We start from the raw sequence: 25328 nt of genomic DNA, 5'->3' as shown, positions 1-25328 counted from the left end.
GACCACGGTGCCCTGTTGCGGAATCAGTTGACGGTGGTCGGAAGACGGCGGAAAGCTGGAGGAACTGCATTATTCACTGAGGTAATCCCTGTATCCGACTACGGCTGGGCGCGCACGGTGGTGGGCGACGAAATAGGCCACGAGAAAGGCCCTCTGGTGACCTGCCGACTGCTGATCAGCACCTGGCGATTGATCAGCACCTGTTGATACAAAGTTCGTTCAAGACGGTCCGGCCTTGCCGGATACGAACGGACCGCGGAGGGGACCGCGGACTCAGGGTTGCCAACATCAGCACCATGACGACAGCGAGAGCAGTGGCGGCGACAGTCAGCGGGCGAAGCGGATTGTCCGAGCGCGGCATGGCCACGACGCCGTGCGCCTCGTAGGCCAGGTGCGTCGATCCGTCGTCCATGTGCACTGGGCCAGGAGCCGACTCCTCGGCTTGCGGCAACGTCGTGGAAGAGGAGATGTAGACATCGTCGCCTCGTTGATCGTGCGCCAGAAAGATCCCACATTGGGCGATCGTGTAGGCGAGAAAATACAGGACAGCCGCGGCCGCAATAGCCGTCTGCATACGCAGGGAGGGTATCGCAGGAGCTGTCACAATTTCTCGACTATATAGCATCCGTGATCTGGACATCGGTCCAGTCTGACCGAAGTTTGGGTCCGCACGCCTTTGTGACCTCTGTGGCTCTTGGGATATTTGGTGGAAGATATCATTATCGACACTAGAGTGAAAATAGTTGACTATAGTTACGGTGTGTCGGTTTGACTTGCTCGCGTCGACTCCCCGGTCGACCGACCGTCAATCGTCGAATCCTGTGCGTCGGAAGGGACTGAGATGCGGGGAACACCGGGCAGGTTCAGCGCCCCCAGAAGACTGACCGCGACAGTGGTGGGCGCCTCAGCCGCGGCTGCCGTTCTGCTCATCGGACCTCAGCCCGCATCCGGCGCGCCGCCGACCGCATCCGGCGCGCACACGCAGCCGTCGACTTCGCTCGCGACGACGGTCGCGGACATGTTGACCCTCACCACAGACGCTGCCGAGCCGACTGTGGTGGTGGTAGATCCCAGCGTGTGGCAGACCGTCGCCAACATCACAATCGCTACCGTGGAGAGCGCCGAGGCCAACGGGTCGCTCGGCGACGCCTTTGCCGTGCTCCAGAAGCTGGCGGGTTGCCTGCTCAAATGGGCAGTGTTCGCCGATACCGCCGCGACCAGCGCTCTGAACGCCTGCGGGAACGAGGTCACTGGCATCGACGCCAGCATCGGCCCCCGATTGATCGCCGCCCTTGCATACGGAGTGGCGGACGCCACGGTCCCGGATGAGGCGGGCACCCCCGACGAGACCGACACCGGGACGGGTACACAGACACAAACCCCGAGCACGTGGAATGGGACGGGCACCCGCGAGTTCGTGGCACCGTCCGCAGGGTCTATCACCTCACGGTTCGGAGGTGCGCGCAACCACGGCGGTATCGACATCGCGAACACATTGGGGGCACCGATCGTTGCGGTCGCCGATGGGGAAGTCATCAACGCCGGACCGGCCCAGGGGTATGGAATGTGGGTGCGCATCCGCCACGACGACGGCACGGTGACCACCTACGGCCACAACAATGACAACCTTGTCAAGGTCGGGCAAAGGGTCAAAACCGGTCAGAAGATCGCGACCATCGGCAACCGCGGAAACTCGACCGGACCGCACCTGCACTTCGAGGTCGAAACACCCGCCGGCTACAAGACCGACCCGCTGAAGTGGTTGTCCGACCGCGGCGCGTCGATCGTCGGGATCGACTGACCCGCGTTCCGTGAGTCGCCTACCCTACCGAGGCACAACCTTCAAGTGCGGTCGCCGCGCGAAAGATCTTTCGTGCCACGCCGAGTCGAGCAGAAGTCACACCCCTCCCTGTTTCTGCAATTACTCTAATTCGGACATTCCTGCTGAATCCGCCACTCGGGACAGGACGTGCTCATGGCCGGCTTCCTCTATCGATTGGGCAGATTCTCCTTTCGCCGCAAATGGTTCGTCGCGGGCGGCGCACTCCTGGTCCTCATCGTCATGGGGGTTGCCGCAGCAACCATGGCCAAACCCACCTCCGACGCGTTCTCCATCCCCGGCATCCCGGCAGAGAAAGCCATGGATCTGATGGATGAGCGATTCCCCGGCGCCGGTCGCGGAATGGCACTGGACGCGCCCACCGCCAGATTCGTGTTTGCGGCCCCGAACGGTCAGACACTCGACGACCCGGAGAACCTCGCCGCGGTGGAGTCGGTGATCGACAAGATCAAGACACTTCCTCAACTGTCGGCCTCGGTGGCAGCGACAGTCACCAACCCGGTGACGGCGTCGGCGGCGCAGATGGCCGTAGCTCAGGCCAACGCCGCCCTACCGGCGAATCAACGAAACCCGGAAGTGCCTTCGCCGCAAAACCTCTCCGCGCTACTGCCGTTGAACATCGAAGCGACAGATAGCTTCCCTGCTCACTCCGTCGCATACACAACCGTCACATTCGACGTCGACTCGGCCACCGACATCACCGACGCCACCCGCGAAGCAATCGAAGACGCCGTGCAAGTCGGACGCGATGCCGGCCTCACCGTCTACGCCGGCGGCACCGCCGCAGTGGCACCCCCAGGCGAGAGTCACGCCGAACTTATCGGCATCGCCGTCGCTGCACTGGTACTGGCCCTCACGTTCGGCTCGCTGGTGGCGGCTGGGTTACCGATTCTCACGGCGCTGATCGGTGTGGCCATGGGCAGCCTGGGCATCACCGCAGCCACCGGCATCTGGGAACTGAGTTCCGTTACTCCGATCCTCGCGATGATGATCGGTCTCGCCGTCGCCATCGACTATGCCTTGTTCATCGTCTCGCGATACAAGCAGGAACTCGACCTCACCGACAGCCGAGAGGAAGCGGCAGGACGCGCCGTGGGTACAGCCGGGTCCGCAGTGGTGTTCGCCGGTATGACCGTGTTCATCGCGCTGGTCGCATTGTCGGTAGTCCGCATCCCGTTCCTTACCGCAATGGGCCTGGCCGCCGCATTCGCAGTCATGATGGCCGTGATCATCGCGATTACCCTGCTGCCGGCCATCCTCGGAATCTTCGGCACCAAGGTCTTCGCCCTGAGGATTCCGGGACTGGGGGGTGATCCCGGACCTCCTGAGAAGTCGCCGGCCGTCAAGTACGCCCGGCTCTTGGCCCGGATCCCAGTGGTCGCGCTGATCCTCGGCGTCGCCGTGCTGGCAGTGCTGGCTGTGCCCGCACTGAAACTAGACCTGGCCCTGCCAGGCGACGGCACCGCGGAACCCGGGTCAGCCCAACGCGAGGCGTACAACCTGGTGTCGGAGGGCTTCGGCGGCGGGCAGAACGGGCCGCTGATCGTGGTGGTCGACGCCATCGACGTGGCTGCGACCGAGCGCACCGCCGCGTTCGCCGCGGTGGTTGCGAAGATCGCGTCCGAACCCGACGTGCAAAACGTTCAGGTGGTGAACATCAACCAGACCGGTGACACCGCGATGATCCAGGTGATTCCCGAGTCCGGCCCCAGCGAGCCGGCCACCCAGCAGTTGGTGAACGCCATTCGCGACTCCGAGGGCGCGCTCACCGAGGCAACCGGCATCACGTTGGGCGTCACCGGACAGACCGCGATCGAAGATGACGTGTCGGCCCGGCTGATGGCGTCCCTGCTGCCCTACCTGCTGATCGTGGTGGGTCTCGCGTTCATTCTGCTGATGCTGGTGTTCCGGTCGATCCTGGTGCCGCTCACAGCAGCCCTCGGCTTCCTGCTGAGCATCGCCGCCACGTTCGGTGTGACCGTCGCCCTGTTCCAGGAAGGTGCACTGGGTCTGGTCGGCAACCCGCAACCGATCGTGAGCTTCCTGCCCATCTTCCTGATCGGTGTGGTGTTCGGCCTGGCCATGGACTACCAGGTCTTCCTCGTCACGCGAATGCGCGAGTACCACGTGCACGGGGCGACACCGATAGAGGCCGTGGTCAAGGGCTTTCATCATGGGTCCCGAGTGGTCGTCGCCGCGGCCGTCATCATGATCGCCGTGTTCGCGTCATTCATGACGCAACCAGACTCCCTGGTCAAGTCCATCGGCTTCGCACTCGCCGCGGCAGTGGTGTTCGACGCCTTCATCGTGCGCATGCTCATCATCCCGTCGGTGATGGTGCTGATGGGCGAGGCGGCCTGGTGGCTCCCCAAATGGCTCGACAAGCTATTACCCGACATCGACATCGAAGGCGAAGCGCTGCTCGAGACAAGTCCAGTGAAACTGAAAAAGCCGGAGCCGATTACGAGTGGGCGACCGCCCCTGTGAGTGGACGCCTGCGCAATTGGCCAACAATCCCAGAGCTCGTCAACCCCGCACGGCGCGCGAAGCGCCGGCCCACTCCAGCAACTCCTCGACGGGCAGGGTATTGACGACGTTCGACGGTTCCAACCCGCGCTCTGCTGCCCGCTCACAGGCGTGGCCCTGCCAGGCGAGGTGGCCGGCGGTGTGCGCATCCGTGTCGATGGCGAACATGCAACCGGTGCTCAAGGCGAGCTCGATTAATCGTCCCGGTGGGTCCCGACGCTGGGGACAGGAGTTGATCTCCAGCGCGGTGCCGTTCTCGCGGCACGCGTCGAAAACCCGCTCAGCATCGAATTTGGACTCGGGCCGCTTGCCCCGAGGCCCGTCCACGAGGCGTCCTGTGCAGTGTCCCAGGATGTCGACGTGCGGGGACTTGACCGCCTGCAACATCCGTTTCGTCAGGGTCGCACGGTCGTCGTCGAGGTGGGTGTGGATGCTCGCCACAACGATGTCCAAGTCGGCGAGCAGATCGTCGTCCTGATCGAGGGAACCGTCGTCGAGGATGTTGACCTCCATGCCGGTGAGGATACGGAACGGGGCAAGTTCGGCGTTCAGTTCGGCGATCACGCCCAGCTGAGCGAGCAGTTGCTCCGAGGAGACTCCATTCGAGATCGCGCCGCCAAGCGAGTGGTCGGTCAGCGCGCAGTACTCGTGACCGAGCGACTCCGCGCGACGCATCATCTCCTTGATCGAGCACCTGCCGTCTGACCAGTCGGAATGGGTGTGCAGATCGCCCCGCAGGGCGTCGAGCAGATCCGCTCCGCCGAGCCCGATCGGCTCGGCTGAGCCGCGCAGGTACACCAGGTACCGCGGCACGGCGTCGGCGCACTCGCGAATGATTGCGGCGGGTTCGGAGCCGATGCCCGGCGGAGACAGCCCGTCACTGTTCGTCAGAGTCGCTTGCTGCTCGTCGGTGAGGTCGGTGACGATGTCGGCCGCACGGCGGAACGCCGCGATTCGGTGCGACTCGCCACCCGCACGCTCGAGCCAGAACGCAATTTCTCGTAGCGCTTCCACAGGGTCCACCCCTCCATAGTGCACCCCTTCGGTGCACTCGTTAGGGGTCACTTTCCTGAACTGGGTAGGTGTGCCCGTCGGGTGGCCGAAACGACCTCGGCCGAACCTGTGCGAACACCGTTGATCTCGAGATACTTGTCGATCGAGCTCTGACTCAGGCGCGAGGCGATGCCCACTCTTCTACGAGGAAACAGTTTCCGTCAGTACCCACAGCGGCGGGAGGCCACTCGATACGCGAGCGACGTTGCGAGCCGTCATGTCGCAGATCCGCCGCCTGGAGGTGTCGCTTCCGCCCGCGACGTGTGGGCTCAGGAGGACGCGGTCCAGCGAGCGCAGCGGACTGTCGGGGGCGAGCGGTTCGCTGTCGAACACGTCCAGCGCGGCACCACCGACGCGGCCCGAGCGCAATGCCTCGGTCAGGGCGGTCTCGTCGATGACCGGTCCCCGCGCGACGTTGACGACGACGGAGTCCGGTGGCAGCAAACCGAGTTCACGGCTGCCGACCATTCCCCTCGTCTGCGCGGTCAGCGGCACCGCGACCACAAGGACGTCGGACTCAGCGAGCAAATCGTCCAATGGCAGATAGCGCGCCGAGGCGTCGGGCCGGGCTCGGTGTACGCGACGGCGCACCCGAAGGCCTCGAACAATGCGGCACACCGGCTGCCGACGTCGCCGAAACCGAGGATCCCCACTTGCCGATCTCCAAGATCGCGGGAGCCGCGGTTCAGGACCGCCCACTGCGCCAGCCCCCCTCCCGCATCTTGACGTCGGCCCACACCATCGAGCGGCTCACGCTCGCCGCAGCCACCACTGCCCACTCGGCGACCGATGCGGCATTGACACCCGGGGTGTTGGCCACCGGGACACCGACCCGCGCCCAGGCGTCGACGTCGATCCAGTTGGTTCCGACGCCCGGCTGCTGGACGAGCCGAAGGTGCGGTGTGAGCTCGGCTTCCCCTGCGCCCAAAGTGAGTTCGTCGTTCCAGGCCCCTACTACTACGTCCACACTCGGCAGCAGTTCCCTCAGCTCCGCCCGGGTCCGGGACACGGGCAAGAGCACCTGGTCCTCAGGCACCGCAGCCCGCAAGGCGGGGGTCAGACCGTCCTCCTCATCGCGCGTCAGCAGCAGAATACGCATCTTTCGGACCGTCCTCTCGCCGCGTTCAGGGCGCGACCGACCTTACGGTCTGGTCTCTGATTCGGCAGGTACGGCCAGCCCACGCTCTGCGCGTGCTCCGACGCCTTCGCCAGGAACTCCAGACTCGGCGGATTGTACAGCGCCACCTGCGTGTTGCGGCCGGTGACTGCATTCGCAGTGTAGCTGAAGCTGAGCATTTGGGATGCCCCGGCGAATTACCGAATCGGGCCACTTAGGGTCGCCTCGTTGTCCACCCGTTCACCTGTATGCCCCCTTCCCCTTGCATACGACTTCTATAGTGCCGGAATTGTCCATTTCAGAATCAGGAGCCGATGTGAGCTTGAAACCCCTCGCACTATTCGTCAACCACGAAGGCGCGTCTTCGCGCGCCTCAGTCACCTGCCAGTACAAATGCGGTAACGCCTGCTCACACGAAGTCCCGAACGCGTCCCAAGGGGAGTACTTCCGCGACATCGCCCGCACAGCACTCTCACGTCGCGGGGTCCTGCGCGGCGCCGGAATAGCAGTGCTCGCCGTCGGCGCGGGAAGCGCTCTAGCCGCGTGCTCGGACGATTCCGCCAACGGCAACGTATCGGCGACCGACCCAGGGGGGACCGGCGGAAAGGGGGGAGCGGCACCGACCGGCACCAACTTCGACGTCGTTGCTCCCAACACTCAGGACGCCGTCGTCATCCCGGACGGGTACGAACAGGCAGTGGTAATCCGCTGGGGCGACCCGGTTCTGCCCGGTGCTCCCGTGTTCGACTTCGACAACCAGACCGGGCAGGCGCAGTCGCAACAGTTCGGATTCAACAATGACTTCGCCGGACTTCTCCCGATCGAGGGGCAGCCCGACACCTTCCTCCTGGTGGTGAACCACGAGTACACCTCCGAACCGTTCATGTTCTCCGGGTACGACGCAGAGAATCCGACATTGGAACAGTTTCAGACTGCACTCGCCGCCCACGGTTTGTCGGTGGTGGAGGTGCAGGGTGAATCCGCTTCGGGCAAGCTCATTCCGGTCTTCGGCGCGTACAACCGGCGTATCACGGGAACAACGGAGTTTCTCATCACCGGTCCCGCCGCGGGCAGCGACTTCCTCAAGACGTCTGCCGACCCGGCCGGCACCTCCGTGCTCGGCACGTTCAACAACTGCTCGGGTGGTGTCACTCCGTGGGGGACGGTGCTGTCGGGGGAGGAGAACTTCAACCCATACTTCGCAAACGCCGAAATGATCACCGACCCCATCGCCGCCGCCCGGCTGAAGCGATACGGCGTGGAAGGTGCTGCATCCGAACGTAGGTGGGAGCGGTTCGACAAGCGATTCGATTTGGCGCAGGAACCCAACGAGGTCAACCGCTTCGGCTACGTCGTCGAGGTCAACCCGTGGGATGCGGCGTCGGCACCCGTCAAGCACACCGCGCTGGGACGGTTCAAGCACGAGGCCGCGACGGTCTACGTCACCGACGACGGTACCGTCGTCGCGTACAGCGGCGACGACGAGCGCTTCGACTACATGTACAAGTTCGTCTCGAGCCGAAAGATGATGAGCGGCAACAGCCAGGCGTCGATGCGCCACAACATGACACTGCTCGACGCCGGCACCCTGTACGTCGCGAAGTTCGCCGGGAACTCACCGGACGAGATCGACGGTTCGGGGACCCTGCCGTCCGACGGCGCGTTCGACGGCACCGGCGAGTGGATCGCACTGCTCCGCACGGGCGAGGACGGCAAGGGCGAATCACTCGTCGACGGGATGAGCGCCGAAGAGGTCGCCGTGTTCACCCGACAGGCCGGCGACAAGGTAGGTGCCACCAAGATGGACCGCCCCGAGGACTTCGAGCCGAACCCGAAGACCGGCAAGGTGTACGTAGCACTGACCAACAACAGCAAGCGTGGCGTCGACGGCGCCGCTTCCGCGGACGAGGCCAACCCGCGCAACAACAACAAGAACGGCCAGGTTCTCGAGCTCATCGACGACCACGCCGGCACCGCGTTCACCTGGAACCTGCTGCTCGTGTGCGGCGACCCGCAGGCTGCCGACACCTATTACGGCGGCTTCGACAAGAGCAGCGTCAGCCCCATCTCCTGCCCGGACAATCTGGCCTTCGACCCGCACGGCAACCTATGGGTCTCCACGGACGGCAACGCGTTGAAATCGAACGACGGCCTGTTCAGCGTCGTTCTCGACGGACCGAACCGCGGTGAGACCAAGCAGTTCCTCTCCGTGCCGAAGGGTGCCGAGACCTGCGGGCCGATCATCGGCGAGGAGCGAATCATCGTCTGTGTCCAGCACCCAGGCGAACTAGACGGCGCCGACGCGGACAGCCCGGCGTCGCACTGGCCCGACGGCGGGACAAATCAGCCGCGTCCCGCCGTAGTGGCGGTGTGGAAGCCGAACGGGCGTATCGGCGCCTGACCCAGAGTGAAGGTTTTTTTCTTCCAGGTATGTAGCTATGAAGGTTATTGACGGCACCCGGGACCCGTCCTACATTGGCGATCATGGACAACGTGACCCGGGTGCTGGCTTTCGACGTCGGCAAGTCGGGCTGTCGAGCGGCCCTGTTCGTCGACGGGCTTCGCGTCGACGAAGCCGAGACTTCGGGTGCCCGCGGGCTCGCCGACCCCGGTGGGCTCGAATCCGCGCTGGCCGCGATGCGGTCCGCTGCCGACGCCGTAGACGGCGGACGGGTGGACGCCGTCGCGGCCGGGGTGGCGGGATACGCGCGGGCCGATGATACCGGCGCAGAACTGGTCAACGTGCTTGCCGAACGTCACCACACGTGCCGGGTCGCGGTGGCCAGCGACATGACCACCTCGCATGCCGGTTCCCTTGCCGGGCGCCCCGGGGTGGTGGTTGCGGCGGGGACGGGTTCGGTCGCGTTGGCCGTCGCCGCGACCGGGATGACCGCAGTCGTCGATGGCTGGGGATATCTGCTGGGCGACAACGGAAGTGGATTCGCCATCGGCCGTCGGGGTTTGAGGTCGGCGTTACGAGCCCACGACGGTCGCGGGGGCTCCGAAGTCCTGCGGGCACTGGCGGAGCGCCGATACGGCGACCTCGATCGTTTGCCTCAACTCGTACACGGCGCGAGCAACCCGCCCCGTATTGTCGCCGCGTTCGCACGCGACGTCGTCGGTGCGGCCCGGGACGGGGACGAGTGGTCATCGACCGTGTGCGCAGAGTCGGGCGCCGAACTGGCCCGTACCGCGATTGCTGCGGCGATGCGGGCGATGCCCGACGTCCAGACGCTCGAAATCAGCACCAGCGGCGGACTCTTCGATGCCGGGGATCTCCTTACCGGGCCGTTCGCCACCGAAGCGGCCCGGTTACTACCGGGTAGTCGTCTGGTTCCGAGAGCCGGCGATGCCCGCGACGGCGGCCTGCTGATGGCCACCCGCGACGACCTGCCCCACGAAACCCTGATCCGCCGATACGAAGGAGCCCGCACATGACCGACCTCGACGCCGAGCTGGCACAGCTCGCCACCGAGCGCTCCCGCCCCGAGCTGTCCGATCTCGATACCTGGTCGGCCCGCGATCTGGTCGCCGCGATCGCCGATGACGATGCGGGCGTCCCGGCGGCGGTTGCCTCGGCCGGCGACTCCATCGCCGCCGCGGTTGACGTTGTCGTCGGACGGCTCGAACGCGGTGGCCGGCTGGTGTACGCGGGCGCCGGAACCCCTGGCCGGCTCGGCATCCTGGACGCGGTGGAGTGTGTGCCCACCTTCGGCACCGACCCCGACCAGGTGACGGCGCTCATCGCCGGAGGCACCGACGCGATCACAGCGTCCCGTGAGGGCGCCGAGGACGACCCCGACGCCGCTGCCAAGGCTGTGGCGGCCATTGGGATCGGCCCCGCCGACGTGCTCGTCGCCATCACCGCCTCGGGCCGCACCCCCTACGTGCTCGGCGCCGCGAACGCCGCACGCGAGTCCGGCGCCGCCACCATCGGCATCAGCAACAACGCCGACAGCCGGCTCAGCTCCCTCGTCGACGTGGCAATCGAGGTGTGCACCGGCCCCGAGATCGTCGCCGGATCGACCCGAATGAAGGCCGGAACGGCGCAGAAACTCGTCCTCAACACCCTTACGACCGCCAGCATGGTCCGGCTGGGCAAGACCTACGGCAACCTGATGGTCGACGTCCTCACCACCAACGACAAACTCCGGTCCCGCGCACAGCGGATTGTCATGGAGGCCACCGGCGTTCCGTTGGAGGAGGCCGCCCAGACCCTCGCGGCAGCCGACGGCCAGGTCAAGACGGCGATCGTCGCCCTGCTGACAAGGATTGACGTACCAGAAGCCCGAAACCGGTTGGCCGCCTGCGCCGGTCGGGTCCGCGCTGCGGTACACGACGGTCCCGTTGCACGGGGAACGCCGACATGATTGTTCTCTCCGTCTCCTCGGGGACGTCGGTCGACGCCATCGATGTGGCTGCCGCGGACCTGTCGATGAACGGCGGCGAGATTCGGATGATCCCGCTCGGACACCAGGAGGTCCCCTACTCCGCGGAGCTCCGTGGGCTGATCCTCGGTGCACTCCCACCCGCCGCTGCGACCCTCGAGACGGTGTGCCGCATCGATACCGGGGTGGGGCAGGAGTTCGCGGCGGCAGCCTCCGCCGCCGCACACGACCTGGTTCGCGGCCGGGCCGAGTTGGTTGTTTCGCACGGACAGACACTGTTCCACTGGATCACCGACGGGACAGTCTGCGGCACCCTGCAATTGGGCCAGCCCGCCTGGATTGCCGAGGCGACGGGGCTTCCCGTCATCTCGGACCTGCGGGTCAACGACGTCGCCGCCGGTGGCCACGGCGCACCCCTGGCCAGTCTTCTCGACACACTCCTCCTCGGCGGCGGCGGCGGACAACGATCGGCGGCCCTGAACCTGGGCGGGATCGCGAACGTCACCGTGGTCGGCGCCGACCGCGACCCGGTGGCTTTCGATACCGGCCCGGCGAACGCGCTCCTCGACGCCGCCGTCCGAAGCCTCACCGGCGGCCATGACCACGTCGACCACGACGGGGCGATCGCGGCCCGCGGGCAGGTGCATCCGCACCTGCTCCGGGCCCTGCTCGATCATCCCCACTACCGGCGACTCCCACCCAAGTCCACCGGGAAGGAAGATTTCCACGCCGGGTACCTCGCCGAGGTGATTGACCGCACCGGGAGCCACAATCTCGCGCCGGAAGACCTGCTGGCGACCCTGGTCGAGGCCACCGCCCGGACCGTCGCCGTCGCCCTCGCCCCCTACGCGGTGCGTGACGTGTTCGCTTCCGGTGGCGGAACCCGCAATCCGACGCTCATGCGCCGCCTCGGCGACAACCTCGCTCCGACCCGGCTCACCACCATCGCCGAGCTCGGTCTCGACCCGGATGCCAAGGAGGCCTACCTCTTCGCGCTCGTGGGCTTTCTCAGCTGGCACGGATTGCCCGGCTCGATACCGGCCTGCACCGGTGCCGGGCGGTCCACGGTGGCCGGCCGGATCACGCCGGGCGCCGCCCGGCTGCGCCTACCCACTCCCATCGCCGATCCTCCCCACACGTTGCGCATCGTCCACCCTCCCGCCTGACGGCGGCGCCGCGCGCCTCGTCCCGAGTTTGGAGCCCCCATGCAGCCCCTCGACCTGGTCGTCATCGTGGCCTATATGGCCGGCTCGGCCTGGCTCGGCCTCAAACTGTCCGGGAAACAGAAGAACCTCCGGGGATTCTTCCTCGGCAACCGCGACCTTCCGTGGTGGGCGGTGTGCTTGTCGATCGTGGCCACCGAAACCAGCGCACTGACCGTGATCAGCGTGCCCACCGTCGCCTACCTGGGCAACATCACCTTCATCCAGGTGACCTTGGGATATCTCATCGGCCGAATCGTGGTGGCATTCGTCCTTCTGCCGCGCTATTACCGGGGCGAGATGACAACGGCGTACGCCTATCTCGGGCTTCGCTTCGGGCGCGGGATGCAAAGCACCGCCTCGGTCGCGTTCCTGTTCACCCGATTGCTCGCCGACGGGGTCCGATTGTTCGCGGCGGCCATCCCGATGAAGGTCATCCTCGACGCCTACGGGGTGCAGCTGTCCTTCTTGTCGATCATCGCAATCCTCGGACTGGTCACGATCGGCTACACCTTCATAGGGGGAATCCGGGCGGTGGTCTGGGTCGATGTCCTGCAGATGGCGCTCTACGTGGTCGGCGGCGCCATAGCGTTGGTGTTCATCAGCCCCAACACCGACGTCAACTTCCTCACGGCCGCCGCCGACGCAGGCAAGACTCAAATACTCGACTTCACCTCCAACCCGATCTCCGCGCCGTACTCGTTCGTCACCGCGGTCATCGGCGGCGCCCTGCTCTCGACTGCCTCACATGGCGTCGATCAGATCATCGTGCAACGGTTGCCTGCCTGCCGGACGCTGCGCGATGCACAGCGGGCGGTCATCGGCAGCGCCGTCGTGGTCTTCCTCCAGTTCGCACTGTTCCTGACCGTGGGGCTGGGTCTGTGGAGTTACTACCAGGGCCGCACACCCGAACAGTTGGGGCTGCCCGCCGGCGACGAGATCTTCCCGACCTTCATCGTCGAGGGGCTGCCCGCCGGAATCTCGGGACTGCTACTTGCCGGGATCATGGCCTCTGCAATGAGCACGCTGTCTTCATCGCTGTCGGCGCTGTCGTCCTCGACGATGGCCGACCTATACGAAAAGTTCACCGACCGCACGCTCTCCGACACCGAAGGGCTGCGCCTGGGCCGCATCTTCACCTTGGGCTGGGGATTGGTGTTCATCGGCGCCGCCGCCCTGTTCACCGGAACCGACAATCCGGTAGTCGAACTCGGCCTGTCCGTCGCTGGCCTGACATACGGCGGTCTGCTCGGCGCATTCTTCCTGGGACTGTGGGTCCGAAAGGCTCGTCAACTCGACGCCATCGTCGCCTTCGGGGCCGCCGTCGTCACGATGTCCTATCTGTTCCTGTTCCATCAGACCCTCGTCGGCTTCACCTGGTACACGGCTATCGGAGTCGTGATCACCCTCGGGCTCGGATGCGTGCTGTCCCGGCGGCATCCCACCGACTCACCCCGGGCCGACGTGAACACCGACAACACCGAGTCTTCGCCGGGGACGACATAGCGCCATGACGCACTCATGGGCAGAGACCGGTCGCCTTCTCGTTCCCATCGGCGTCTTCCGTGTGATCAGCCGGGAGGTGCTCTGCCAGGAGCTGTCATGAGGTCGCAGGCGCGTAACGCCGGCCACGACTCGGCGATATGGGCGGCTCGTATGGGTTGCTGCACTCCGCACCAGCAGTCTCACCGATCCCACGTCAGCGTGGCCACACTGGTATCGCCGATTCGGGACGCGTCAGTTCATACCAGCGCGCCGCCTTCAACACTTGTGCGTCGGCGAATCGTCGCCCGGCAATTTGCAGTCCGACCGGTCTTCCGTCTGTGGTGAAACCGCAATTGATCGACGCGGCAGGCTGCTCGGAGATGTTGTACGGCACGGCATATGCGACGTGATGGAGAGCCGTCTCCGGGGTATTTGTCGGCATCGGCCACTCGGCAGGGAATGCGGCGACCGCCGAAACCGGGGACAGTACAAGATCATACGGCGACGTGCGCATAATCGTGTCATGGCGTAGAGACCAGATCGTCTGCAAGTTCCGCACCGCTTCCACTGCACTCGTGTGCTCGGCACCGCGGGCCCATTCCCGAACGAACGGTAGCAACTTCGCCTGATGGTCGTCATCCAGCGCAACTATGCTCGCCAGCGAACGTGCACGCAGGAACATGTCCAAGCCGTCGAGGTAGTCGGGCGTCATGGGCGGGGTGATTTCGGTGACGGCGGCACCAGCTGCCTCGAAATGCGCCACGGCGTCGCCTACCAGGGCTTCGACTTCGGGATCGGTTGGGATTCCAGCCCCGGCATCGAGGTGGAAGGCTACTTTCATCCCTCGAATCATGCTTTCGGGCAACGGTCTCAGCAGGGAATGCCAGTCAACCGGGTCGATCGTCAAGCTGCTGCAGTCGCGCACATCCGGACGCGATATCTCCGAAAGAACAAGAATCGCATCGGCAACGGTTCGGGTGAGCGGCCCTACCACCCGCCCCATGTAGGGGGGGTCGACCGGCACACGTCCGAAGGTCGGTTTGAGCGAGAAGAGTCCGAGCCACGTAGCCGGCAGTCGAACCGACCCAGCGATGTCGGAACCCAAGTGGAGTGGTCCTACTCCCGCGGCCGCGGCGGCACCCGCGCCGCCACTCGAGCCGCCCACGGTCCACTCAGGATTCCACGGACTTCGAGTGACACCGTGGAGGGATGACACCCCGGAGGACAGCATGCCCAGATCCGGCATGACGGACAGTCCGATGATCGGAGCGCCCGCCTCCCTCAGCCTCGCTGTGGCGGGACCGTCCGATGACTCGCGTGGGGCGTCGGCGTAGGCCGCACTGCCGGAAGGCCTACGGAATCCGGCAACAGCGATATTCTCTTTGACAGTGGCCGGTACACCGTCGAGGAGTCCGATTTCTTCATTTGCGAGCCAACGCGTTTCGCTGTCTTTGGCAGATCTCGAGGCCCCCTTGTGGTCGATTTCGTAGAAACAATTGAGGTCTTGTTGCACCTCTTCGGCTCGATCGAGAACCGCTTGCGTGACATCAACAGGCGAGAGTTGTCGCCTTCGATACAGTGCAGGAAGTTCGAGTGCGGGAATAGCGGCGATTTCCGCCGCAGTAGACACGTCCATTCCAGATGCTCCTGTGATGTGTTCGGAAGATTCGTGACTCGCTCACTGCCCAATTTCCATTGACCGAGTTCTGATCGCATGAGTAACAGATACGGTTCTCGGCGTGTCCGGGCTATGCACGTCTGCGAGCACCTCCTTGATCGGTCCGGCCTCGACGATACGCCCTCGGAGACTACGGCGACCGTGTCGAACTGGCGCCCGCTGACGCCGAGGCCGTGCGAGACGAAGACAAGCGTGGGGCCGTACTCCTCGACCAGATCTGCGTGGCGGTTCATGACCTTCGCGCGAACCGAGACGTCGAGCGAGCTGACGCCTTGGCCGGCCATGAGGAGGATTGGCGGCTCAGACCCCGAGGCGACCGTACGGAGTCTGCCACGCTCGTCAACCGCGTTCAGATCAGACGGCCCGATCCTCGATCCTGTTGTCGGGTCAATGCTTTCGCGCCCTGCTGGCGCTGAGGGCGTCGTGGGTCGCGGCGACGGCACGCGTGGTGCTGTCATAGGTTCTTTGGGCGACGGCGACGAAGAGGCAGTCGACCGCCATGAGGTGGCTGATCCGGCTGGACAGGGCGGCGGGGCGGAAGATGTCGTCGCGTCCGGCCGCATACACGACGCGGTCTGCGTAGGTGGTGAGGGTGGAACTGTCGACGCTGGTCAAGGCGACGGTGCTCGCGCCGGTCTTGTGTGCTTGGCGCAGGAAGGCGAGGGTTTCGCTGGTCTCCCCGGAATGCGAGATGGCGATCGCCACGTCATGTGGTGTCAGCAGGACAGCCTCGGTGACAGCGAGATGATTATCGGTGGGAGCATGGCTGATCAGGCCGATGCGCATCAGCTTCTGTTGGAGATCGGCGGCGATCAACGAGGATGCGCCTGCGCCGTAGAGCACGATCTTGCGTGCGGCCACTATGGTGTCGGCGATGCGGCCCAGCGCTTCTGCGTCGAGATGGGCTGCGGTTTCGCGCAGTGCGCGTTGCTCGGCGCCGGCGATCTTGTCGATCACATCACGTACCGAGTCGGTGACCGTGATGTCTCCGGTGATCTGATGCTCTTGGCGTCGCTGCCCCGCTGCGGTGGCCAGCGCGAACCGCATGTCCGGATAACCGCGGAAACCCAATGTCCGCGCGGTGCGGATAATCGTCGCCTCACTCGTTCCCACCACCTGCACCAGGTCCTGCAGTGTGGACCGCGACACGCGCACGGGGTCGTCGAGGATCAGCTGCGCGACCCGCGCCGAGGCCGGCGGGAGGGAGGGGAGAAGTACCCGCACCCGTGCAACGAGCGCATCGGGGTCGGGGGAGTAGTCGGCGGGATGAGCACGCAAGTCACTCAAAACTTCTCCCGTGAAGGCATTTTTCTTCTCGCATAGCTTCGAGGATGGTTCTTGACGTCATCGTGTGCTGCACCCTACATCGTCTACCAGGATCGTGTTGCTCGCCGCGGACAAGGAGCCGGGCGTGGAAGTACTCTGCGGGTGCCTAATCGCAGAAATTGGCGGCTTTAGGAATTGACGCCGCGCATCGCAATAATCTTGAGCGCGAGGGAGAGATCGAGTCGCAACCCGGGGTTCTCGGTGAACGGCCCGAGCATCTTCTCGAGTTTCGTCACCCGGTATCGCAGCGTGTTGTAGTGAAAGTGCAGTTGACGCGCTGTTTCTGCGATATTGATGTTGGTGGCGAGGAGCACTTCGAGGGTGCGCCGCATGTCCTTCGCCTCGACTGTGTCCTCGGTGAGGTTGCGCAGGGTCTCCCGGGCGAACGACTCGAGTTCGCTGTCGTCCTCGACCAGGCTGAGCAACCGGCAGACGCCCAACTCGTCGAAGTGCGTCACCGCCCGGACGCCGGAGAGCTGCCGCCCCACCTTCAGCGCCGTCTTGGCCTGGTTGTACATCGCGGAAATACCGTCGACCGTCGTCGTTGCGCGAGAGACGCCGACCCCGAACGAGCGCCGCCCGCCACCGCCGTCGCCTCGCACGTAGTCGACAAGTTCGCGGACGAGGTTCATGGTTCTCGTGCCGGACCCCATGAGGATTACGGTCTCCGTTGCGAGGCCGGCGACGGCGGCACCGGGATCGTGGGCGGCAACGGCGTCGGCGAACGCCCGTGCCTGCCTGTCGACCAAGGGCATCCGGGTGGGCAGCGGCGAGGTGTCCTCGACCACCGGATCGGGTTCGATCACGACGACGACCACCGGACGGTCGAGGTCCCAGCCGAACGTCTGCGCGTGCGCGACCACGTGCTCCTGCTCGCCGCCGCGGCCGCGCAGCAGGTCACGGAGGAAGTTGGCCCGGTGCTTCTCCTCCACCGACGACACGACCAGTTCCCGTGCGACGACCAGGGCACACACCGTGGCCGCCTGCTCGACGAGGTAGAGATCGTCGCTGCTCAGCGTGCGTTCCGTGCTGTACAGAACCAGCCGGCCGTGATCGATCCCGTTGGCAGAAATAGCCGAGACCACGACGTACTCGCCGTCCAGGCTGCGCAGACCGAGACCGCCGTCGATCGAGTCGGTGCGCCCACGCCCGGCCGAGTCGAGCACCGGACTCGCAGCCAGGCGTCGCAGTTCGGATTCGTCGCCAGCATGGCAGAGTTGGCGTCCGTCGGGCGTCGTGATCAGCACTGCGCCGGACATCTCGCTGGCGACCCAGGCGGCGAGTTCGGCGTGACCACCCCCCGCCATCACGAGGTCTACGAGCATCTTCCGCAGACGGTCGGCCGTGAACAGCGCATCGACTTGTCGGTCCCACAACTCCTCGAGATCGCCGGCGAACGAGTGCCCAGAAGGGAATAGCTCGTCGACCACGACGACGGGGAACCCGAGTTGGGTGGCCGCGTCGATCATTCCGGCCGGCAGTGTGGGCGCGGCGACGTCGAGTCGCACCGCAAGCCCGGCCACTGCGCGGCTGTCGAGGCGCGCGAGAAACGCATCGATCGGCTCGACAAGCCTGCTCAGGACGGACGTCGAGGTGATCAGCAACTGCCCAGGGCGCAACCATGGGCCGATATCGGGTACGGCCATCACAGCAACGGTCGACACGTCACGCGCGGCTTCGATATCGCCTGCGACCACTTCCGGTGAGAGCAACAGGCCGGAGGTCATGATGTCGGCAAACCCTGCCAGCGGAAAGTCGAGGCTCAACTCCGCCTCGGTGGCGGTCAACGACCGACATGCGGCAGTGAATCGACCGATGCTTGCCGCCGTCACCGTCCACCCCACTCATCTGACCCGAATGTTCCCGCGTCGTTGCGTGCGAGTGACCTTAGGTGTCCATACCTATGCGGTCAAACGCCGATGACATCGGGCCCTGCCGATTGTGCAGGATGAACTAACTCCCGAACGGTGACGCACTGTTGGAGTAGCGGGCGAAATCGCCCTGCGCGCCACTGTAGACGTTGAGGTCGACGTTGCCGTTCACACCAGGAATGCGCCCAGTGCTCGTGTACTGCCAGAACGTCCAATTGTTCCAGCCGCCCGGCAGCGGTCCCGGCGCGTTCTGACCGTTGTAATCGGCGATCCACAGGGGGTAATCGGTGAACTCGTTGGTGTTGGCCATCGCTGTTTGCCAGAAGTGCGGATACGTGTAGATGATCGGCTGGCGTCCAGTGAGGGTCCGAACTGTGTTCAAGTACCGGTGTGTCCAATTGATCAGCGCGGCAGGCGACAGACCGTTCGAAACCTCCAGGTCGAGGACGGGTGGCATGTCGCCTGGCCCGTTGATCCCCAGCACCATCGTGGAAAAGAACGCGGCCTGCAACTCCGGCGACAGCGTCGGGTCGGCGTAGTGATAAGCGCCGCGCGAAATTCCGGCCACCCGCATCGCGAGGCTGTCCTGGACGAAATACGGGTTGATATAGTCGAGACCTTCGGTGGCCTTGACCATCGCGAAGTCGTGGCCTGAGTTTCGGACGGCGAACCAGTTGATCGCCGAGCCTCCCGGGTGCTGCCACGACGCCACGTCGGGGCCTTGGACGGGGGCGGCGGATGCGATGCCGGGCGCCGCCGCCAGGACCGTCGCCAAGAGCAGTAGTGGCACGATCCTGAAGAATCTGCGGACCTTCACCTCGATAGACATCAGCCGAGCGTATCGTCTGCGACCGGTGCACAAGGGTCGACGCGCGAGGTAGAGAAGAATTGACCTCTGCAGCGCGGCCACACCAGCCTGGTTCGCGCGGTGAGTGCGCAGTTGTGGTCGTAACGCGCCGGTCAAGGCGACGATTTGTGCGCACTCACGCAGATGCAGGCCATCGCTCGGCCATTCATCAATATGTATGAAGGCCTACCCTTGGCATTGTCGCGATGTCGAATAGTGGTCAGCCGCCCGCGCGAGCATGGTGATTCCCATCACAAGTCTGATCCTGCCCCGCAACAGCCGACCGACGCGGGCACCTGATGAAGGGGAATGCCATGGGTACGGTCCCGAACGGGTCTCATCAACTCAAACCCGGCCTCAAGCAGCGGCACCTGACCATGCTCTCCCTCGGCGGAGTGATCGGTGCCGGACTCTTCGTTGGGTCGAGCGCGATCATCAACCAGGCAGGACCACTGTCGTTCGTCACCTATGGCATCACCGGACTGATCGTGCTGCTGGTGATGCGAATGCTCGGGGAGATGGCTGCGGCCAAACCGTGCTCCGGATCGTTCACCGACTACGCCCGGATGGCGTGGGGTAACTGGGCGGGGTTCTCGACTGGGTGGCTCTACTGGTATTTCTGGGTCATCATCGTCGGCTTCGAAGCCGTCGTCGGCGGCCAGATAATCAACAACTGGATTCCGTCGATACCGGTCTGGGTGATCGCACTCGCGCTGATGCTCATCATGACCGCGATCAACATGCTCTCGGTCGGTACCTTCGGTGAAGCCGAGTACTGGTTCGCGGGCATCAAGATTGTCGCGATCATCGCCTTCATCGTGGTGGCGTCGCTGTTCGTCTTCGGACTCTGGCCCGGGGCCACGATGGACTTCACCAACCTCACCGCACACGGCGGGCTACTGCCGACCGGGCTGGCAACATTGTTCACCGGCGTGGTCGTGGTCATCTTCTCGATGACCGGAGTGGAGGTCGTGACCATCGCCGCCGCCGAATCCGCGGAGCCGGCAAAGGCGATCCGCAGGGCGGTAAATTCGGTCGTCTTCCGCATCCTCGCCTTCTTCGTCGTCTCGACGTTCCTGATTGCCGTGATCGTGCCGTGGAACTCGGTGGTTCCGGGCGAATCCCCATTCGTCGCCGCGATGGATCGGATCGGCATTCCGGGCGGGGCGGACCTGCTTAACCTCGTCATCCTGGTGGCGGTGCTCTCGGTGCTCAACTCCGGCCTCTACACCTCATCCCGACTGCTGTTCGTCATGGGCGGACGCGGCGATGCGCCGGTCTGGATGACCGAGACGAACCGACGCGGTGTGCCAGTCAAGGGCATCCTGTCGTGCACGGTGGTCGGCTACGGCTGCGTTGTTCTAGCGGCACTGTTCCCGGACACGGTGTTCCTGTTCCTGATCAACGCATCCGGTGCGGTCTTCATGTTCGTGTACTTCATGATCTGCATTTCCGAACTGCGTCTGCGGCGGCGTTGGGAGAAAGAGAACCCGGGCATGCTGACGTTCCGGATGTGGCTGTACCCGGGCCTGCCTCTGCTGGTCACCGCGTCCATCGTCACCGTCCTGGTGAGCATGGGATTCCGAGAGGGCAACCGGGTCGAGTTGTTTCAGGGCATCGCCGTGTGGGTGGCCTTGTCGATCATTTACCTGATCCGGAAGAAGATCCGACCCTCAGGGTCTCATTCCACGCCAGCCGACGAGGCGGGACCGGGCGGGTCGGGGCTCGCCCGCGAGAGCATCAACTCCTGAGCCCAACCGTGGTGCGCGAACGCAGCAGGCGAACGCTGGTGAGCTGGTCCATACGACTTGCCCGCCAGCGTTTTCAGTCGATCAGTTCGTCGAGGGTCAGCTTGGAACGCTCGGCGCCGGAAAGAGCGAGCCAGAGCATGGCGGACCCTTCGGTTGAGGTGGGTTTCAACCCGGTGAGTTGTTCGACGCGGCGGAGTCGGTAGACGAGGGTCTGCCGGTGGATCTTCAGCTCCTCGGCGCTCTTCCGCCAGGCGCCATCGTTGCGGAGGAACACCTTGACGGAGTCGACCAAATTTCCCTCATGGGTCCTGTCGTGAACGATCAGTGGTCCGAGGATGTCGCGCACTTGCCGGCGGGTGGCTTCCAGGCTGCGAGGCAAGAATCCGACATCGTCGTAGTCTTCGCCGTAGATGTTCATCGTCCGGGCTTGCTCGTGGGCGCGGGCCACCGCGAGTTGGGCCTGCCGGACGGCTTCGGCGACATTGGAATTCGCGGTCAGGGCGGTGCTCACCCCAACAGCACAGTTCGGGGCTAGTTTGGCGGTCATCGCCTCCATCAGTTCCAGATCGCGGGGAACCAGCCCGATCAACATCGCCGAACGAGGCAGGAGCAAAGGCGCGTACTGCTGCAGGAACACCTGTCGGTGAATCGCCTTGTGGTCCAGCGCGTTGCCGTCAGAGGTACTCCAGCACGCGAGAACCACGGCGTTCGTCATCCCGCGATGTCGCAATTCTGGCCAGACCGCGGCGACGGTGATGGTCTCGTCCAACAAACCGGCCAGCAGATCCTGTCCGGAGTCGCGCAGCCGGTCTCGTTGGGCGGCATCGTGTTCGAGCTCGAGCGCGATCAACCCACCGAGATGTTGGAGCAACGGACGGTCGTTGACCGGTAGTCGGCCCGGGGTGGCCGACAGCACAACTTCGCCGGTACCGGGGATGGCGATTTCCACGCGATCGACAGCAGGGTCGAGGCGATTGCGCCGCTGTTGGAGGGCGAGGCGGCCGCTGAACACGACCTCGCCGCCGGCGTCCTGGTCGCACACCTCAAGTGCCCACCCGGTCGCGCCCTCGAGCGCGGACATCCGGTCGGCGAAGGAACCACGGGCGTGCAGCGCCTGCCAGTACACGTCGTAGAGGCGGGTGATCGTGGCCAAACGCTGGCGTTCGGATTCGACCGCGCTTTCGATCACGGTGCGAGCGAGTGTGACGAATTGCAGGTCGAAGCTCGCCGACAGCACCGGGAATCCACGTCTGTCCGCGACATCGAGCAACTCGGGGGTGACATCCGGTGCGCTGGGGCCGCTGGCGATCACCAGTGCGCTGACCTGGCTGTCGATCAACTGGGCCATCCACCCGGCTTGCTCCTGCGGATTCTCCGGGAGTCCGGCACCGGTCGTCATGACCACGTCTCCGCTTTCACACCACATCCACGGGTCCAACAGATCGCACGCGTGTGCCCACGTGACCAGCCGCCCTCCGCCGCCCTCACCTGCGAGAAACCGCAACCCGAGTGACGGGATCGCGGCTAGCTGATCGACCGAGATCACCGAACTTCACCTCCTCATACAAACGTACAGCCGCCGACCTGTTGGTCTGTGAATCGGGAGTATGTCCGAGCCCGCACCTCGGCCCCAGACTTAATGTCCACGCACGAAACGAACGACGGCTGGAGGCTGTAAATGGTGGCCAGAAACGCCCCCGCGGGGCAAGATGCAGCAGCGCCCGCAATCGCTATGCCCCTGTGGCGCGAGGACCGCGAGCTCACATTTCGGAGGCCGGCGCTGTCGGGCAACACCAGCGCCGACGTCGCGATCGTGGGCGCCGGGTTCACCGGACTGTGGGCGGCCTACTACCTGCTACAGGCCGATCCATCGCTGAAAGTCGTTCTCCTCGAACGTGAATTCGCCGGATTCGGCGCTTCTGGACGCAACGGGGGATGGGCGTCCTCGATCTTCCCCGTATCCCTGGGCCGCGTCGAACAACTATATTCACATCAGTCGGCGCTGGATCTGCAAGCCGCGATGAACGAGACCGTCGCCGAGATCGGCCAAGTCGTCACGGACGAGGGCATCGACTGCGAGTACGCCCGCGACGGGTTCATTTCCCTCGCACGGAGCCAAGCACAGTGGGCGCGGGCGCGGGCCACGGTTGCCGGTGCCGAGAAGTTCGGCACCCCTGGTCAGTGGAAACTACTCGACGCAGGTGCAGCCCGCGAGAAGATCAACGCCGCGAGCGTGCTCGGAGGTATCTACACCGAGCACTGCGCGCTGCTACACCCGGACAAGCTCGTGCGCGGACTCGCGACGTGGGTCGAGGACCACGGCGGAGTCATCTACGAGGACACTGCGGTCGACGAGATCGGCAAGGGCATCGCGAGGACGCAGCGCGGCTCGGTCACCGCCTCGGTTGTGGTCCGCGCGACCGAGGCATTCACGCCCGAATTCCCGGCCTACCGGCGCAGTATCGCCCCGCTCTACTCGCTCGTCGTCGCCACCGCACCACTACCTCGCCAGCTCCGCGCGGAGCTGGGCCTCGGCGGGCGAACCGCGTTCAACGACATGCGTAATCTGCGGATCTACGCACACCCGACCAGCGACGGCCGACTGGTGTTCGGCGGCCGCGGAGCGCCGTACCACTTCCGGTCCAAAGTCGACCCGTCCTTCGATGTCGACGAGAAGATCCACGAGAAGATCATCACCACGATGCACGAGTTCTTCCCCGCGTTGCGGGACGTGCCGATCACCCACCGCTGGGGCGGCCCGCTCGGCGTTCCCCGTGACTGGTTCCCCTCCGTTGGCTACGACAAACGCAACAAGATGGCCTGGGCCGGACCGTACGTCGGTGACGGGGTCGCGACCAGCAACCTCGCAGGCCGCATCCTGCGCAACCTGATCCTCGACAAGCGCGACACCCTGAACTCGCTCCCGGTGGTCAACCACAAATCCCCGAAGTGGGAAGTCGAACCGTTCCGATGGTTTGGGGTCAACGCCGGCCTGCGTGCGGCCGCAACCGCCGATCTCGAAGAGCGCGTGACCAGCAAACCATCCAAGATTTCGGCGCTGATGGAAAAGCTCACCGGCGCCCACTGACCCAACCGACTACCCCGACATTCTTGGGAGAACAATCACCATGGTTTCACTGATCCACCTGCCCAGCAGCACCGTTCACGGAGAGTTGACCCCCGCCGGACAGAGGCCCGGCGCCGACAGCGGCGACCCTCAGCTACGCACCCTGCCCCTCGACGGCGGAACCGACGCCCAGATCGGGATCTGGGAATGCGAGCCGGGCGGCTGGCCGGTGATCCACCGCCCCAACACCGAAACCTGCTACATCATCTCAGGCAAGGCCACGCTGACCGACGACGCAACGGGCACCAAAGTTGACATCGCGGCCGGCGACTTCGTAGTCCTGCCCGTTGGCTGGTCCGGACGCTGGGACGTCACCGAGACCGTGCGCAAGGCCTACAGCATCTTCTAGCACACCTATCGATTGCGAAGACTCACGCGACCCTGATCTGGAACATCGCAACTCTGCTGTGCCGCCCGTACCAGCCGAACCGGCGTGAAAGCTCCAGACTTTAGTAGGCGCGAGCGTGTGGGCGAGGGTGTTACAGGTGCTCGGGGAAGTAGGGGGCGAGGGTGTGGACATATTTCATTGCGTCGTCGCACGCGGCCGCGGGAGTGGTGAAGATTTCGTTGGATCCGTACCCGACCTGAAAGTCGAGGACGCCCGGTGTGATCTCGACCGAGACGAGGCACGAGCGGGTATCAGGGAAGTCCTGAACCAGTGCACGGCGCCATGCAACTCGGACGCCATCGAGGGTAGTGAAGCGGTCGCTGGTCTCGAGGGTTCGTATCGTTCGGTCAGTTGCCGCGATCGTGACGCCGTCTCGGGGTTCGTGGGAAAGGTAGATACAGCCCAACGATTTCGGATTCTCGAGATCATGGGGCAGCGGCGGTCGCACGTCGAGTTTCGCCAAGCGAATCGCCTCGGCGGGGATCCCCTCGCACGGGTGGTAGGTGATCTCGGTGACCGGTGGTGCCTGAACCTCCGTGGGCTCCCCGGAAGCGGGACTGCCGCAGGCAGCCACCGCGCCCACCGTCAGAAGGGCGAGCGCGACACTGATCCTCTGCACCTTGGTGTTCACTGGTCGATTCCTATTCCCTCGAGATTGCCGACATTGGTCGCCTCTTGATGAGACGGGGACAGTCCAGCCGCCGTGTTTGCATCCTCAATGTCGCTGCC

General features: G+C 64.8%; 19 protein-coding genes and 1 pseudogene. 10 read left to right on the top strand and 10 right to left on the bottom strand.

What is annotated here, in order from left to right:
- Window positions 1-193 precede the first annotated feature (193 nt).
- On the bottom strand, window positions 194-574 hold the full coding sequence (gene lpqS / locus RM2_RS15210) for a putative copper homeostasis (lipo)protein LpqS (protein WP_072690406.1): 381 nt from the start codon (window positions 572-574) through the stop codon (window positions 194-196).
- Window positions 575-841: 267 nt separating this feature from the next.
- On the opposite strand from lpqS, the gene RM2_RS15205 reads away from it, so the two are divergent.
- Window positions 842-1801, top strand: coding sequence for a M23 family metallopeptidase (locus tag RM2_RS15205; RefSeq protein ID WP_072690405.1), 960 nt, complete (start codon window positions 842-844; stop codon window positions 1799-1801).
- Between the two features lie 174 nt (window positions 1802-1975).
- Window positions 1976-4327, top strand: coding sequence for an MMPL family transporter (locus tag RM2_RS15200; RefSeq protein ID WP_072690404.1), 2352 nt, complete (start codon window positions 1976-1978; stop codon window positions 4325-4327).
- A gap of 39 nt (window positions 4328-4366) precedes the next feature.
- Here the strand turns inward: RM2_RS15200 and RM2_RS15195 are convergent, their stop codons facing one another.
- From RM2_RS15195 to RM2_RS25285, 3 genes and pseudogenes are all read right to left on the bottom strand, one after another.
- The gene (locus RM2_RS15195) at window positions 4367-5389 is read right to left on the bottom strand and encodes a PHP domain-containing protein (protein ID WP_072690403.1); all 1023 of its coding nucleotides are present in this window, start codon (window positions 5387-5389) and stop codon (window positions 4367-4369) included.
- Between the two features lie 171 nt (window positions 5390-5560).
- Window positions 5561-6072, bottom strand: a pseudogene (locus tag RM2_RS25290) (NAD(P)-dependent oxidoreductase).
- A 32-nt stretch (window positions 6073-6104) separates the two neighbouring features.
- Window positions 6105-6518 carry a Rossmann-fold NAD(P)-binding domain-containing protein gene (locus RM2_RS25285; protein ID WP_245813970.1) on the bottom strand — a complete coding sequence of 138 codons (414 nt, stop codon included), beginning with the start codon at window positions 6516-6518 and terminating at the stop codon, window positions 6105-6107.
- Between the two features lie 334 nt (window positions 6519-6852).
- Here RM2_RS25285 and RM2_RS15180 point away from each other — a divergent pair, with 334 nt between their 5' ends.
- From RM2_RS15180 to RM2_RS15160, 5 genes are all read left to right on the top strand, one after another.
- Entirely contained in the window at window positions 6853-8937 is a 2085-nt protein-coding gene (locus RM2_RS15180; RefSeq protein WP_072690401.1) for a PhoX family protein, read from the top strand.
- 83 nt (window positions 8938-9020) lie between these two features.
- Window positions 9021-9974: an N-acetylglucosamine kinase gene (locus RM2_RS15175; protein WP_084721815.1), complete on the top strand. Its 954-nt coding sequence runs from the start codon at window positions 9021-9023 to the stop codon at window positions 9972-9974.
- Window positions 9971-10906 (top strand): N-acetylmuramic acid 6-phosphate etherase, encoded by a 936-nt coding sequence (gene murQ / locus RM2_RS15170; protein ID WP_072690400.1) that lies wholly within the window; start codon window positions 9971-9973, stop codon window positions 10904-10906. The genes RM2_RS15175 and murQ overlap by 4 nt, the downstream gene beginning before the upstream one ends.
- The gene (locus tag RM2_RS15165) at window positions 10903-12090 is read left to right on the top strand and encodes an anhydro-N-acetylmuramic acid kinase (protein ID WP_072690399.1); all 1188 of its coding nucleotides are present in this window, start codon (window positions 10903-10905) and stop codon (window positions 12088-12090) included. The genes murQ and RM2_RS15165 overlap by 4 nt, the downstream gene beginning before the upstream one ends.
- 39 nt (window positions 12091-12129) lie before the next feature.
- Complete coding sequence (locus RM2_RS15160; RefSeq protein WP_072690398.1) at window positions 12130-13632, top strand: sodium:solute symporter; 1503 nt, start codon at window positions 12130-12132, stop codon at window positions 13630-13632.
- A gap of 193 nt (window positions 13633-13825) precedes the next feature.
- Here RM2_RS15160 and RM2_RS15155 read toward each other — a convergent pair whose 3' ends face one another.
- The 4 genes from RM2_RS15155 to RM2_RS15140 form a co-directional block, all read right to left on the bottom strand.
- Complete coding sequence (locus tag RM2_RS15155; protein WP_072690397.1) at window positions 13826-15247, bottom strand: amidase; 1422 nt, start codon at window positions 15245-15247, stop codon at window positions 13826-13828.
- Between the two features lie 429 nt (window positions 15248-15676).
- Window positions 15677-16576, bottom strand: a complete 900-nt coding sequence (locus RM2_RS15150; RefSeq protein ID WP_072690396.1) for a MurR/RpiR family transcriptional regulator — start codon at window positions 16574-16576, stop codon at window positions 15677-15679.
- 167 nt (window positions 16577-16743) lie between these two features.
- Window positions 16744-18342, bottom strand: a complete 1599-nt coding sequence (locus RM2_RS15145) for a PucR family transcriptional regulator (protein WP_084721822.1) — start codon at window positions 18340-18342, stop codon at window positions 16744-16746.
- A 226-nt stretch (window positions 18343-18568) separates the two neighbouring features.
- On the bottom strand, window positions 18569-19315 hold the full coding sequence (locus tag RM2_RS15140) for a glycoside hydrolase family 25 protein (RefSeq protein WP_072690395.1): 747 nt from the start codon (window positions 19313-19315) through the stop codon (window positions 18569-18571).
- Between the two features lie 332 nt (window positions 19316-19647).
- Between RM2_RS15140 and RM2_RS15135 the strand changes: the two genes are divergently transcribed.
- Window positions 19648-21084 carry an amino acid permease gene (locus tag RM2_RS15135; protein WP_072690394.1) on the top strand — a complete coding sequence of 479 codons (1437 nt, stop codon included), beginning with the start codon at window positions 19648-19650 and terminating at the stop codon, window positions 21082-21084.
- 73 nt (window positions 21085-21157) lie between these two features.
- Here RM2_RS15135 and RM2_RS15130 read toward each other — a convergent pair whose 3' ends face one another.
- Window positions 21158-22630: a PucR family transcriptional regulator gene (locus tag RM2_RS15130; protein ID WP_072690393.1), complete on the bottom strand. Its 1473-nt coding sequence runs from the start codon at window positions 22628-22630 to the stop codon at window positions 21158-21160.
- A 132-nt stretch (window positions 22631-22762) separates the two neighbouring features.
- Here RM2_RS15130 and RM2_RS15125 point away from each other — a divergent pair, with 132 nt between their 5' ends.
- Together RM2_RS15125 and RM2_RS15120 are read left to right on the top strand one after the other, a co-directional pair.
- Entirely contained in the window at window positions 22763-24172 is a 1410-nt protein-coding gene (locus RM2_RS15125) for an NAD(P)/FAD-dependent oxidoreductase (protein ID WP_072690392.1), read from the top strand.
- Between the two features lie 40 nt (window positions 24173-24212).
- Window positions 24213-24560, top strand: coding sequence for a cupin domain-containing protein (locus tag RM2_RS15120; protein WP_072690391.1), 348 nt, complete (start codon window positions 24213-24215; stop codon window positions 24558-24560).
- Window positions 24561-24690: 130 nt separating this feature from the next.
- On the opposite strand, the gene RM2_RS15115 is transcribed toward RM2_RS15120, so the two are convergent.
- Window positions 24691-25230, bottom strand: coding sequence for a DUF3558 family protein (locus RM2_RS15115; protein WP_072690390.1), 540 nt, complete (start codon window positions 25228-25230; stop codon window positions 24691-24693).
- Between the last annotated feature and the right edge of the window lie 98 nt (window positions 25231-25328).

The sequence above is a fragment of the Rhodococcus marinonascens NBRC 14363 genome, assembly GCF_001894885.1.
Lineage (GTDB): Bacteria > Actinomycetota > Actinomycetes > Mycobacteriales > Mycobacteriaceae > Rhodococcus_F > Rhodococcus_F marinonascens.
This window is presented reverse-complemented; position numbering and strand designations above follow the sequence as displayed.